Raw genomic sequence first — 13,665 nt, forward strand, 5'->3', positions numbered from 1 at the left:
CCGGCATCACAAACACCTCTACTTCATCTTAACCCATCCCTTCTGTCTGGGTTGACTCTGGGGCAAGTATACGGACAAGCCTTCAGACACGGCTCAGAAGCGCGGCTGGCTTACCAAGTACCTCCTTTGATTTCACGTCTATCACCCCGAGCGGTGTCAAACGCAAGCCGGGCAGAAAATCACAGGCTAGAAATAAAAACGAATACAGGATGTCATGAAACGCGTACCCACGCGCCCGTACGGCCGTGGCCAGTTGATTGTAGTAGGTAACCGCCTGAGCAAACGAGGGACTGGTCGTCATCATTCCGGTAAACGGCAGCGGGATTTCCACAACTGCCTTGCCCTGTTCCACAAGCACCACTCCGCCGCCCAATACTCGAACTCGCTGAGCCGCCTGCGCCATGGCCTGAGGATTACGACCAATTACTAGCAAGTCGGTCGTGGTGTTATACGTGGAAGCCAACCCCTCGACACCCGGCATGAAGTCGTCCAGGATGGCGTGTACAATCCACTCCCCATGGCGGTGAATCAAAGTGGCGTAGGATAAATTCGGGTGCTTGTCGATTACCGCGTAGCCGTTTGTCACAGGGAGCGTATAGTCTTTCCGCTCAGTGATTGCAGCCAGACGAAAGCGGATTGCGGGCACGGTCACTTCGGACGCTCCTGCAGAAGCCGGGTAGCGAAACAAATCTGGTGTAAAGTCAATGCCCAAGGAAGTCTCCGCCAGCGGTCTCTTTGTCAGATAGGAACTCCACTCAGGATTCGGCAGCGGACGGGTCAAGCGGCCTCCTCGTGCAGCTACCTCTCCCCCCGTCACGACCAGATCAGGAACGAAGTGCTCCAGGTCTGGTAAAAGCAACAAGTCTGCACGGCGCCCGGGCGCAATGCCACCAATAAAATCGTCCAGGCCAAGGTAAGTGGCCGCGTTTAGGGTTACCATTTGTATCGCCGTCATCGGGCTTACTCCGGCCATTACCGCCTTACGCAAAAGCCCATCGATAAACCCTTCCGTATCAATAAAGCCGGGATTGGGGCCATCGACAGTCATCATAACGCGCCGGGTATCGATTCCATGCTCCGTAACAGCCCGAATCACCTCATCCATGTCCGGCCGCAGGGAACTGTTTCGCAAAACCGTCCACAAGCCCAGTCGCAAACGATCCAAAACTTCCTGCGCCGTGATGGCCTCGTGGCATGCACTTATGCCCGCCGCCGCGATAGCATTCAGGCGCTCATAGGAACACCCGGACGTATGACCATCCGAAACTTTACCGCGTCGCTTCGCTTCTTCAATGACTTCTAAGACGCGTGAATCGGCATCATAGATAATTGGCCAACGCGTAACCTCGGCGGTTCCAATCACATCCCACATATCAAGGAGGACGCGCAGCTTATCAGGATGAAAATCCTCGTACTCGCCCGGATAGGCAGCTTGCGATACGATTCGCGCCAGCCATAAATGCAAACCGGGTAAAACACGCAGGTCTTTGACCATGCGCGCGAATCCTTCCACGCCCATATGCATGAAGAAAAAAAGGTCATCATGGGCAAACGTGGTCGTGCCCAGGGGCAGGACCTTCTCCGTCAAACTCACCGGGTTGTACAAGACCCACGGGTGGGAGTGGGTCTCAATCCAACCGGGGGAAATATAGCATCCATCCGCATCCAGAACCTCTGTGCGCTCACCAATACAGTCCTCGCGTTGGCCCACGTACGCAATGCGGTCCTTATACACAGCGACGTTGGTATTCAAAATTTCCCCAGAATATACGTTCAAAACGCGGCCGTCGCGAATATATAAATCTGCCTTTCGCTTACCTTTCGACACTTCAATCAATTCTTCTCGAGTCGCCGCGAAGGGAAGCCAATTCCGTCGTCCCACATTGTAACCCTCCCTGCCTTAATTGACGGTCGGTGAGTAACTGCGTTCTCGAAGCTTGAATCGCTGGATTTTCCCAGTCGCGGTCTTTGGCAGGTCATCCATGAAGATGAACCGTTTTGGACATTTAAAGTGAGCTAAACGGGCTCGAACGTACGCACGCAACTCTGCTTCCATTTCTTCTACAGAGTCTGGCTCGAAACGCAGTACCACGTAAGCGACCGGTTTTTGAATCCCATTTTCATCTTTTTCCCCTACGACCGCGGCTTCCAATACCGCCTCATGGTCCAAAATGACACTTTCCACTTCAATGGGTGAGACCCAAATTCCGCCCGACTTCAACATGTCATCTTCACGGCCACAATAGAAGAAGAACCCATCTTCATCCTGGTAGTACCGATCGCCCGTGCAGTACCATTCGCCGTTAAATCTGGATTTGGACTGCACATGCAGGTTCCAGTAGCCTTGCGCTAAGCAATCTCCCTTCAGGAGCAGCTGCCCCGGTTCGTTGGCAGCCACTGTTTCTCCATACTCATTCACGATTTTCACGTCAAACCCCGGCACCACTTTACCCGTGCTTCCAGGACGGATATCTCCAGGACGGTTGGACAGGTAGATATGCAAGGCTTCTGTCGAGCCTATGCCATCCAGGATATCTACGCCAAACCTCTCCCGAAACCGCCGATAAATGGCCGCAGGTAGTGGCTCTCCAGCCGAAACGCATAACCGTACGGATGAAAAGTCGGGATTCTTGCCCGTCTTGTCCATCCAATCTAACATGGCAGCATATAAGGTTGGAACACCAAAGAACAGCGTCGGCCTATATCTTTCCACCGTATCGCAGACGTTCTCGGGAGAAACCCGTCGACGCCGAAGGACCGTAGAACCCCCGGTGCCTAAGGCAAAGTACATACCATTCCCCATGCCATAGGCAAAGAACAACTTGGAGGCGGAAAATGTTCGGTCGTGTTCATTGATGTTTAGCACGCTCCGCGCATAGTTGTGAAAAGCCACCTCCATATCGTGCTGCAGATGAACAACGCCTTTAGGTTTACCGGTGCTTCCAGATGTATATAACCAGAAGGCCGTATCGTCATAGATGGTGGCTACAGGTTCCAATTCGCATGGTTGCGCTTTCATTATTTCATAAAAGTTTCCGATGCGGATGCCCGCATTTTCCATACTGTCAACTGCTGCAAGTTCGCCTTCGCGTTCCAAGTACAGCACGTGTTTCAGGTAGGGCAACGCCGCACGCTGCCTTGCAATCTGACGCCATAATTGAGCTTCAATAATCAGCACCTGAGCGCGGCTGTCGTTTAATACATAGATATAGTCGGCCGGACTCCACATCGTATTCAGTGGCACAGGCACTGCTCCAATTTTGATGGCCCCAAAGAAACTAGCAACAAATTCGACCGAATCTTCACATACCAGCGCAATCCGGTTCTCGACCTGTACCCCTAACGCACGCAAACCGTTGCCGACCCGATTCACCCATTGGTACAACTGTTCATAAGTAGTCTCCCCATCATCGTGGTAGATGGCGACTTTGTTGCCCAGTCCGAGTTCCATGTTCCTATCGATGAATCGAACCGTCGCATTGTAACGACTGCGCGGAAGCAGCTGCGGTTCATCAGGCACGTTGATGGACATCCTTCCCTCACTCCCCTTTGGTGGGCATGACTCCGGATATGTCCCACCCAAAAACAGGCGGGACTCTCGCACTGTCACCGTTATGTCCCGCCTGTACATCGAATCGATTAAACTCCCTGGAACGAGGGCTGCCGTTTCTCCAGGAACGCAGATAACCCTTCTTTTGCGTCCTGAGAACGGAACAACAGGTTTTGCAGCTCACCTTCATAACGAATGGCCACGTTCAGCGGCATCTCTTTGCCGTTCATGATGGACAATTTGATGTTGGAAACCGCGTAGGTGGCACCACTCGCCAGCTTCTGTGCGTACGCAAACGTCTGCTCGCGAATTTCCTCAGCCGGGAATACCTTGTCCACCAAACCGTAGTCAAGTGCTTCTTTTGGCTTCAAGGTACGTCCAGTGATGCAAAGGTCCAGCGCCTTCGATGGGCCAATTAAACGCGCCATACGCTGCGTACCACCGGTTCCTGGCAACACGCCCAAGGTAACTTCCGGCAAACCAATCTGGTAGTCCCCGTCCGCAGCAAACCGCAAGTCGCAGGCCATCGCCATCTCAAGTCCGCCACCAACCGTGTGGCCTTCCAGCATGGCGATGTAAACCTGAGGAGAACGAGCGATTTTGTCCAGCGTCTCATTACAGAAGAGACAAAACTGCGTTTTAAACCGCGGATCTGCACTGCGCAGGAAGTCAATGTTGGCACCGACGGAGAAAAACTTGGGGACATCGCTCATTAATACGACCGCGTGGATATCGTGATTGATACGAATCTCGTCAATGGCCGCGTTCAACTCACGATAGACATCAAAGTCGTACGAATTCCCTTTCCCAGCATGTAGATGAATTTCTGCCACACCGTCACCAGTGTTAACCGTCACGTATTGCATTCCTATCATCTCCTGTACGATTTATATTATCCATAGATTGGATTTCTATGGAATGCGTAATACAGTCGCTGGACGCAGCAGACGCTACAATCCGTGTTCGTCACGATATGGGTCTGACGAGGCGCCACCTAGGCAGCCAACCCGAGCACCACCTCCCTTTCCGCGAAGGGAAATGCACTCACCTCACGCCGAGCGGATTCAACGGTTGGGTGCCGATGTAGGAGACCACACTCTTGGTCTCTGTGTACAAGTTCAGCGTTTCCACCGCCAATTCACGGCCAAAACCAGATTGTTTGAAACCTCCAAAGGCTACTCCTGGGAAAGCGGAAATCGGCGAGTTCACCATGACTATCCCCGACCGAATCCGACTGGCAACGCGATGCGCACGTGCGTGATTGGTCGTCCAAACGGCACCAGCCAATCCATACATGCTGTCGTTGGCCAGTTGAATCGCTTCCTCCTCGCTGGAGAACTTCATCACGACCACAACAGGCCCGAAAATTTCCTCCTGAGCCACGCGCATCTCGTTCCTAACACCTTCAATAACAGTCGGCAGATACCAGTATCCGTTTTCATACGCGGTGCCTTCAGGCCGTCTTCCACCATAGGTGACCTTGGCTCCTTCTTGCTCCGCCAGCCGGACATATCCGTCGATCACTTCAAGCTGCGACTCGGAGATGATAGCTCCCATGTGCACCGCCGGATCAAACGGGTCTCCGACCTGAATTCGTTTCACCTTATCCAAGAACCGCGACATAAACTCTTCATAAACGTCTTCGTGGACGAACAGACGCGACCTCGCTTCACAGGACTGACCCGAGTTATAGAAAATGCCATGTAGCGATCCGTCGACTGCAGCGTCCAGGTCCGCATCCGAAAAGATAAGATTGGCGGATTTCCCTCCAAGTTCCAAGGACACACGTTTGACGGTGCCAGCGGCCATGCTCATAATCCCACGGCCGGTTTCCGTGTCCCCGGTAAAGGCGACCTTATCGATGCCAGGGTGCTCACACATGTAGGCACCGACCTCCGCCCCACTTCCAGTGATGACGTTAACCACTCCGTCCGGTACTCCCGCTTCCTTGCAGATGCGAGCCAGTTCCAAAGCGGTCAGCGGCGTGTAACTGGCTGGCTTAAGAATCACGGTGCAGCCTGCCGCTAAGGCGGGGGCCAATTTCCACGCTGCCATCATCAGCGGGTAGTTCCACGGGATGATCTGCGCACAGACCCCTACCGGCTCCCGCAGGGTGTAAGTGAAAAACCCATTGGGCATGGGAACCGTTTGCCCCGCCAGCGTGACCGAAGCCGAAGCGTAAAACTCGAAATCCTCAATCGCCTGAAGAATTTGCCCCTTCGCCGTGTTGACGGTTTTGCCTGTATTGAGCACTTCCAGCTCGACCAAATCATTGAGCCTTTCCCTCATCAGGCGCGCCACTTCATTCAAGACGCGAGCCCGTTTGGCCACCGTAAAGCGGGACCAATTTCCATCTTCAAAGGCTTGACGAGCGGCCTGAACAGCCTTGTCCACATCGGCCTTGGTGGCCTTGGCTACCTTCGCAATCGGCTGCCCCGTGGCTGGGTTATAGACCTCAAAGTACCTTTCCTGGTCGGCCGGTACAAACTCTCCGCCGATGAACAGCCCGTACACCTTGTCTTCGACCTGTGTTACTACCCGTTCCGTCACTTGTGCACCTCCACGGCCAGAGTCAACTACGCCTCGTCCAATATCTCCAGATGTTGATAGAAATACTTTTCCGCCAAAGGTGACAACAGTTGGTGGTACTCACGGAACAACTTCCGAGCCTGATCGCCAATCCACTGGTCGGGTAGCAGCTCCTTTGGTAGACGCGGATCGACAAAAAGAAACTTGCGGTATTCGTGCACGAGCAACGTTCGTTCGACAAACGCCTGCTCTTCTGTCAACTGTCCCAGGACGTAGAGTTGGTGCGCCTTCTGATACTTGGTGCCGAACTCGTTGATAAACCCTTCATACTTCCTTTGAATTTCTTCTAAGTTCCAGGCAGCGGAAACCAGGTCCAGAACCGACAGCATCCCTTCGTACGTCCCAGTAAAGACGTGAACATCGGCGGCAATCTGATACTCCTCAATCATCGGCTTCAATGAGGCAAAGCGCTGATGCGGACTAATCCAAGTCGTGCGGTTTATCTGACCAAACCCCATCCACTGCAGCTCGCGCCGAAACCGTTCCCGACGGTCCTTTTGGATGCTTGTCAAGTCGCAACAGACGATTTGCCACTGTCGGTCCCAGGTTGAAACGACGTCCCAATCGTAGACCCGCATGACTCCATCAATAATCCGCCGCTTGCCTTCACTCGATAAGGCGTAGTAACTTTTTTGACCCACTCGACGCGAGTGCAACCACCCCTGCTGCATCATACGGGAAAAGGTGACCCGTGCCGCGTTTTCGGTAATGCCGAGCGCCCCGAGGTATTTGATCAGGCTGCCCACCCATACCTCCACGTTCAAGTCACGAAAGTAATCGCCAAATAGCGTGAAGCTTAAGGAAGCCGGCCGCATACGCAATCCCCTCAATCCACATGGCTGCATATGATGTCCTCATACTAGCATCTCAAGGCAACTGGACCAATTGGCATGGATGTGGGACTGCGAGAATCAGTCGCTAGCGGCCCGGCTGGTTGTTACCAGCGGACCCGTTCAAACACGCTCCGACAGGTGTTGCAGTAGTACTGTCGCACCAGCTGCGCTCGCCCTACCGGTGATTGGATCCGTACGTCCTTCGATCCGCAAAACGGACAGACGGCCGGTCCGTCCTTGCGCGAATTGGGGTCTATACCTGTTCCGCCACCGGAGTTACGCATAGGAGATCCATCTCCTTCTGACACGCGCTGGCCAGTTCGAGCGACGAGCCACCGAATCCACGCTGATCGACCCCTGCGAGCCAATCCAAAGCCTCTTGACCCTGCCTTTGTACGGACTCCCGAAACAACCGCGGAATGGCTCCCGTCTCCAGCGCAAAACGCTTGCACCATTCACTTGCAAAGGTGATGTGTTCCTCCACCTCGCGCAGCATCTTTCCCGTCTTCGCCAACACTTCCGGGACATCGCGATCCCGCAGCGCTTGGAGGATCAGCCGGGCTGTGGTGTTTACCATGAAGACAGATACCATCAAATCAATCCAATTACGGTTCTCGCGCATCGCTTGCAAACCCGTTGTGGCTTCCTGAGGAATTTCAACCTCCTGGTTGGATAGAGAAGCCGACCAATTGTACAAGTGCCGCGCGTGCCCCAGTTCAGCCTGCGCCATGGCGACCGCGGACAGGGCTGAGGTGAGTTCGGGAGCGCTGACCCCTTCCTCGACCAACTGATCCCCAAGCGAAATCTTTGAGTCTGCGAGAAACTGTAGGACCTCAATCAAGACGGTCTTATCCATTTCACGCCCCCTCCACCGCGGGTACGTCATCTCGCCCGTTGCGGGTCACCCAACGAATGTTCTCGGCACGCACTACTGCAAAGTCGAACCAGTTTTCTTCGTCATAAATGTGGCTCGCCAAAATCTGCGCTAGATTGTCGGAAAACGCCTCCACGACTCCGATGTGATAGAATGGCTCGCCTCGACGCCCGCGCGCAAACACTTCGTAACGCTTCAGATTCGTACTCATCGACTGGATACCCCCCACTGGGCCAGCATGGACCTCCCTTTACTCGTCAGGCGTTGCACGGTCCATGGCGGATCCCAAACGACGTTAATGTCCACCCGCTTCGCTCCAGCCGCAAGAATGGCATTGCAAATGTCTTCTTCTATCCACTGCATACAAGCGCATCCAACCGACGTGTAGGTCATGGTCACGGTGACGGAGCCATCCGCTGCTTCTGTGATGTCATAAATGAGTCCCATGTCCACCACCGAAATCGGAAACTCAGGGTCAATCACCTGGTCCAAGGCTGTCCAGTACGGCTCCACTGCCATCGCGATTCACCTTCTTCACGGCCTTGACACCGGCAACCTTACGACGTCTTGCGGAGTTCTTGATAGTCGTGATATCCTTTTTGCAAACGTTTGACGAATTCTTGGTTCCGTGGTCCCCGCGCCTTGAAGCGACGAATCACATTTTCCCACGTGTCAGGCTGGTCCAACAGCCACTCCCGTTTCTCGACATCGAACTTACAAGGGAAGGGAATGTCCAGGACATACCGATTCGTTTCGTCGTCATAATGCGCAGGAACCGCTATACCAATCGATTCGAAGAAAGGAACCACTTTCGAAAGCCACGTCTGCCGCAGCTCGTCATTGGTCTTACCCTTGAGACGATAGTCAAGCTGCCGCGTACGGGACTTCACCTCATCGGCCACGCCGAAAAACTCGAGTCCCATGATGAACATCCTGAGCAGCGCGCGCTCCAGTTGTTTCTTTTGCACCTCGTTTTTGACGGCCTCGCGCAGAATCGATTCTCCGTTGCGCAAGTGAAACAATTCTTCCTTATCGACTTTTACGAGGGCACGCCGCCACGGTCCATACGAAGTGTTCTGGCCAATGTCGGACAACAATGTATATCCGGCGCGGTCATACAGTGCGTTGAACAGGCCGATTTCCACAAAGTTGTCCAGGTCAAAGTCGAAGGCATACGGGTTCTTCCACTTCTCCGGCGGGCGCTCATATAACAGCGTTTCCAGGTCCATACCAAGTTCGCGTAATAGAATGTAGGCAATGTGGGCGTGACCCAGTTCATCCTGCATAATGGCCAAGATGGTGATTTTGCGATTCAGTGTAGGCGCTTGCTTATACGCCGTCAGCAACGCCGGAACACTCATCAACTCCGTGTCCCCTGTAATCGTAAGCGTTTGCACCAACGCCTGTCGGTACTCCTCTGTCATGTCCTCCGGAGTTTCGACAATAAAACCCCGCTGAATCTTTTCTGCCAAAGGGTCCACAGCAAGGGTGCTCGTTGCCACGAATCTCACCTCACTTGTATGGTGTCTCGATGTCCCGCCTTATCGTATTACGTTTTTTATTCTGTTTTATTTTATCTGTAATATATAACCCCGCACCCCCGATTGTCAATACTCTGTCTCGTCAAATATTCTGTGTAGTCGAAAAGGCCATTAAGGCTCCAGTGCCGGGGTCTTTGATTTCGTTCTGCGTCGCCCTCCGCCAGGCCACTCGCTCACGCAGATTCCCAGCAAAATCAGAACCACGCCAAGCCAGCGCAGCCAGCTAACCGGCTCACCGAGAACAAGGTGGGCAGACAGAACGGCTACAGGCAGTTCCACGGAAGCCAGCACTCCGGCCATACGGCCACCAATCCGAGGAATCGACAACAGCATGCACAACATAGGCAGGACTTGGCCGAATAAGGCCACCAGGCCGCCCCAAAGCCAGAGCCCGCGCGGAATCGATCCGTCCCAGAGAAAGCTGGGTGGAAAAAACGGCAGGATGACCAAACCGGAAAAGGTCACCGTCACAGCGGATCGGGTCACTGGAGGTGTGGCTTCATCAACATAGCCCGACAGGTAAAGGGTCAGGGCGTAGAACAACCCACCCAAGAGACCTAATCCGACGGCCCACATTGGAAATCGCGGCAGCCGCTCACCGAGGATGCCGACCGCCAAGATGGTGCCCAGAACAATCATCAGCAGGCCGAGCCACTTTTGTGTGGCCGGTAAACGGTGTGTGACAAGAATGTCGATGACCATGACCATCCAGGCAAATTGAAAGAGCATGATAATGCCGAGAGACGCCGGGAGACGTGTAAGGGACAAATAGTAACACAAGCTCGTACCCGCCCCACTGGCGCCGAGTACCGCCAAAAGCAGCCATTGACGCAGCGGCAGACGCAGGCGATGTGCCTGCCAAACGCCCAGTGCCCAGAGGAGGACGACGGCAAACCCGTATTGCGCGTCCGTCACTTGCTGGGCCGTAAACCCGTGCGCGTACGACAACTTCATCAGGGGAGAGATGACGCCAAAACAGCTGCCCGCAACCAGCATGAGAACGACAAACACAGTCTGTTGCACCAATTTTTTCTGGCCCCCTGTCTGGATACGTTTCTTATTGAGAGATTCCCATGTTCTTCCGACTTTCGTGCCGTTGCCCACGCGGTCCTATGGCATGCAAAAAGACCGGGCAAAACCCGGTCCCGTAGTATACTGCCCTTTTCCCCTAGGTGCAAACCCTGGCGCAAATTCTCTAGAGGTTCTCCGTTCACTTACAGTCCGCGAGCAATGTCCCGGCGCAAGTACTTGCCGGCAAACTGCACCCCGTCGGCGCCCGCGTAGGCGGCGTCGCGCGCCTCTGCCAGCGTCTTGCCGACGCCGGTCACGGTCAACACCCGGCCCCCGGCGGTTTTCAGGGTGTCCCCGTCTTGCCGGGTTCCGGCGTGGAAAATGGTGTAGGAAACTCCTGCCGATGCCCCGACTAAGCCGGCCAAAGTAGTCTCCGCGTTCGCCGAAGCGTCCAGAACCCCCGCGCGAGGGCGGCCTGCCGCCCCCGGCAACTCAATCACATCCCCCTTGCGGGGAGAGTCCGGATATCCTGCGGCGGCCAGCACCACGCACACCGCGGCTTGCTCCGAGTGCCAAGCGATGTTGGTGTCCGCCAGCCGGCCTTCGCTGACCGCCCAGGCAATCTCCAGCAGGTCGGAGGCCAGCAACGGCAGAACCACCTCCGCCTCCGGATCGCCAAAGCGGACGTTGAACTCGACCACCTGCGGGCCCTCGGCCGTCAGCATCAGGCCGACGTAAAGCACCCCACGATACTGAATGCCCTGCTTAGCTAGGCCATCCAACGTGGGGCGCACGATACGCCGCTCCACCTCTTCCGCCAGAGCCCTGCTGTCTGCGTCCGGCAGCGGCGCGTAGGCGCCCATACCGCCTGTGTTCGGGCCCGTGTCCCCTTCGCCAATCCGCTTGTGATCCCGCGCGGGGATCATCGGCACGACGGCGCTCTCGTCAATGAAAAACATCAGTGACGCCTCGCGTCCCGCAAGGAACGATTCGACCACGACACGCCGCCCGGCCGCGCCGAAGCGGCCGCCTTCCATCATCTCGTCCACCGCGCGGCAGGCTTCCGCTACCGTCTTTGCAACGGTAACCCCCTTGCCGGCCGCTAAACCGTCCGCCTTGACGACAATCGGCGCGCCCTGCTCGCGGATGTAGGCCTTGGCCGCCTTTGCATCGGTAAACGTCCGGTGCGCCGCCGTGGGCACCCCTGCTTTCTGCATCAGTGACTTGGCGAACGCCTTCGAGGTCTCCAGCTGGGCCGCTGCCTCTGTCGGCCCAAAGGCGCGGATGCCCGCTTGCGTCAAGGCGTCCACCAACCCGACGGACAGCGGTTGCTCCGGCCCCACCACGACCAGCTCAATGGCGTGCGTGCGGCAAAACGAGACCAATCCGTCCACATCATCCGCTGCCAGCGGCACACATTCCGCAACCTGCGCCAGCCCTGGGTTGCCGGGTGCCGCAAACAGCTCTGGGCGATGTGGGCTTTGCGCCAGTTTCCAGGCCAGGACGTGCTCGCGGGCGCCCGAGCCCACGACTAAGACCCGGGGCTTGTTGGGAATCTCGAAAGCCATCGTGACTCTCCTCTCAGTGCAAGAAGTGGCGCCGGCCGGTGAACACCATGGCAATGCCGTGCTCATCCGCCGCCTCAATGCTTTCTTTGTCTTTAATCGATCCGCCCGGCTGCACGATGGCGGTGACGCCGGCTGCGGCGGCGGTGTCGACCGTGTCGCGCATCGGGAAGAACGCGTCCGACGCCAGGACGCTCCCCTTCGCGCGCGATCCCGCCTGTTCAATGGCAATCTTGGCGGCACCGACGCGGTTCATCTGCCCCGCGCCGATGCCCAGGGTCATTTCCGAATTGGCCAGGACAATTGCGTTCGACTTCACGAAGCGGACAATCCGCCAGCCAAAGCGGAGGGCCTCCCACTCGGCCTCGGTCGGCTGCCGGCGCGTGACCACCTGCCACTCGTCCGCACCGATGTCCCCGACGTTGACCTCCTGCACCAACAGTCCGCCCGACACCCGCCGCAGCAGATGGTCTCCGGGCCGCCATAACGGCTGCTCCATGTCCACTTCCAACAGGCGCAGATTCTTCTTGCGCGCCAGCCGTTCGAGCGCCTGGGCAGTAAACCCTGGGGCCAAGATGATCTCCAGGAACATCCCTGCCAGCCGTTCAGCCAGTTCCGCTTCCACCGTCCGGTTGAGAGCGATGATACCGCCAAAGATGGATACAGAATCCGCCTCAAAGGCGCGCGCAAACGCCTCGTCCAAAGTCGCGCCCAAGCCGACGCCGCACGGGTTCATGTGCTTGACCGCGACCGCCGCTGGACGCTCCAAATCGTCCAGGGCGCGCAGAATCTGCAGTGCCGCGTCCGCATCCTGGATGTTGTTGTAGGACAGCTCTTTCCCCTGCAGTTGGCGGGCGCCGGCAATCGTCGCCGGGCTGGCGTCCGCATCCGCGTAAAAGTGCGCCTGCTGATGCGGGTTCTCGCCGTAACGCAGGGCCTGCTTGTGGACAAACGAGACCTGGTAAAGAGGCGGCCATGTGACCGAAGCCTCGGCCTGAGCCGGTGTGTCGGCCTTCGCCGCTGTCTCGGCCTGAGCGCCACCGGCCTGAGCTTTTCCCGCTTCCGTAGCGGCCCGCGTGGCGGCCGCCTCTAGGTAGGCCGCGATGGCCGCGTCGTAGGCCGAAGTCTCGGCGAACACCTTGGCCGCGAGGCGGGTCCGTTCAGCAGCCGTCAACTCGCGCCCACTCGCGAGCGCATCGCCCAACCAGGCGTAGTCGGCCGGATCGACCACCGGCAGACAGCCACGATGGTTCTTGGCTGCTGCCCGCAGCAGAGACGGCCCACCGATGTCAATCATCTCAATTGCTTCGGCAAACGTGACGCCCGGGCGGGCGATGGTCTCGCGGAACGGGTACAGGTTGACCACCACCACGTCAATGCGGTCGATGCCGTGTTCGGCAATCGTCGCCATGTGACTTTCATCCTCCCGACGCGCCAGTACCCCGGCGTGGATGCGCGGGTGTAGGGTCTTCACCCGTCCCTCAAGCATCTCCGGAAACCCGGTATAATCGGACACCTCGGTGACCGCAATGCCGGCCTCCCGCAGGTGCCGGGCGGTTCCCCCGGTGGACAGGATGCCGTAGCCGGCCGCGACCAAACGGCGGCAGAAGTCGGCCACGCCTTCCTTCTTAAAAACGCTGACCAGTGCCCACTTGTTCACCCAACTCCGGCGCATAAAGCCCCTGCCTTTCGGCATGGGGAG

Annotated in this window: 13 protein-coding genes; all 13 read right to left on the reverse strand. The window is 56.7% G+C overall.

Translation table 11 applies throughout. The features are described from left to right. Window positions 1-82: 82 nt before the first annotated feature. Complete coding sequence (locus tag H522_RS0105215; RefSeq protein ID WP_026961496.1) at window positions 83-1,882, reverse strand: adenine deaminase C-terminal domain-containing protein; 1,800 nt, start codon at window positions 1,880-1,882, stop codon at window positions 83-85. Between the two features lie 18 nt (window positions 1,883-1,900). After that, window positions 1,901-3,532 (reverse strand): benzoate-CoA ligase family protein, encoded by a 1,632-nt coding sequence (locus H522_RS0105220; RefSeq protein ID WP_051343929.1) that lies wholly within the window; start codon window positions 3,530-3,532, stop codon window positions 1,901-1,903. Between the two features lie 107 nt (window positions 3,533-3,639). Further along, window positions 3,640-4,416 (reverse strand): enoyl-CoA hydratase/isomerase family protein, encoded by a 777-nt coding sequence (locus H522_RS0105225; RefSeq protein WP_420535272.1) that lies wholly within the window; start codon window positions 4,414-4,416, stop codon window positions 3,640-3,642. A 178-nt stretch (window positions 4,417-4,594) separates the two neighbouring features. Further along, window positions 4,595-6,100: an aldehyde dehydrogenase family protein gene (locus H522_RS0105230; RefSeq protein WP_026961499.1), complete on the reverse strand. Its 1,506-nt coding sequence runs from the start codon at window positions 6,098-6,100 to the stop codon at window positions 4,595-4,597. A gap of 26 nt (window positions 6,101-6,126) precedes the next feature. Then, complete coding sequence (locus tag H522_RS0105235; RefSeq protein ID WP_081411893.1) at window positions 6,127-6,984, reverse strand: PaaX family transcriptional regulator; 858 nt, start codon at window positions 6,982-6,984, stop codon at window positions 6,127-6,129. A gap of 92 nt (window positions 6,985-7,076) precedes the next feature. Further along, window positions 7,077-7,256, reverse strand: coding sequence for a PaaD-like zinc ribbon domain-containing protein (locus H522_RS20950; RefSeq protein WP_081411894.1), 180 nt, complete (start codon window positions 7,254-7,256; stop codon window positions 7,077-7,079). Beyond that, window positions 7,226-7,828, reverse strand: coding sequence for a Phenylacetic acid catabolic protein (locus H522_RS0105240; protein ID WP_026961501.1), 603 nt, complete (start codon window positions 7,826-7,828; stop codon window positions 7,226-7,228). Before H522_RS0105240 ends, H522_RS20950 begins: the two co-directional genes overlap by 31 nt. A 1-nt stretch (window position 7,829) precedes the next feature. Beyond that, window positions 7,830-8,057 (reverse strand): hypothetical protein, encoded by a 228-nt coding sequence (locus H522_RS0105245; protein ID WP_026961502.1) that lies wholly within the window; start codon window positions 8,055-8,057, stop codon window positions 7,830-7,832. Beyond that, window positions 8,054-8,365, reverse strand: a complete 312-nt coding sequence (locus H522_RS0105250; protein ID WP_026961503.1) for a metal-sulfur cluster assembly factor — start codon at window positions 8,363-8,365, stop codon at window positions 8,054-8,056. Before H522_RS0105250 ends, H522_RS0105245 begins: the two co-directional genes overlap by 4 nt. 38 nt (window positions 8,366-8,403) lie before the next feature. Continuing rightward, window positions 8,404-9,348 (reverse strand): Phenylacetic acid catabolic protein, encoded by a 945-nt coding sequence (locus H522_RS0105255; protein ID WP_026961504.1) that lies wholly within the window; start codon window positions 9,346-9,348, stop codon window positions 8,404-8,406. A gap of 150 nt (window positions 9,349-9,498) precedes the next feature. Continuing rightward, complete coding sequence (locus tag H522_RS17770; RefSeq protein WP_245578032.1) at window positions 9,499-10,410, reverse strand: EamA family transporter; 912 nt, start codon at window positions 10,408-10,410, stop codon at window positions 9,499-9,501. A gap of 191 nt (window positions 10,411-10,601) precedes the next feature. Then, complete coding sequence (purD, locus tag H522_RS0105265) at window positions 10,602-11,966, reverse strand: phosphoribosylamine--glycine ligase (RefSeq protein ID WP_026961505.1); 1,365 nt, start codon at window positions 11,964-11,966, stop codon at window positions 10,602-10,604. A 13-nt stretch (window positions 11,967-11,979) separates the two neighbouring features. After that, window positions 11,980-13,659 (reverse strand): bifunctional phosphoribosylaminoimidazolecarboxamide formyltransferase/IMP cyclohydrolase, encoded by a 1,680-nt coding sequence (gene purH / locus H522_RS0105270; protein WP_245578020.1) that lies wholly within the window; start codon window positions 13,657-13,659, stop codon window positions 11,980-11,982. Between the last annotated feature and the right edge of the window lie 6 nt (window positions 13,660-13,665).

The organism is Alicyclobacillus herbarius DSM 13609 (assembly GCF_000430585.1).
Taxonomy (GTDB): Bacteria; Bacillota; Bacilli; order Alicyclobacillales; family Alicyclobacillaceae; genus Alicyclobacillus_G; species Alicyclobacillus_G herbarius.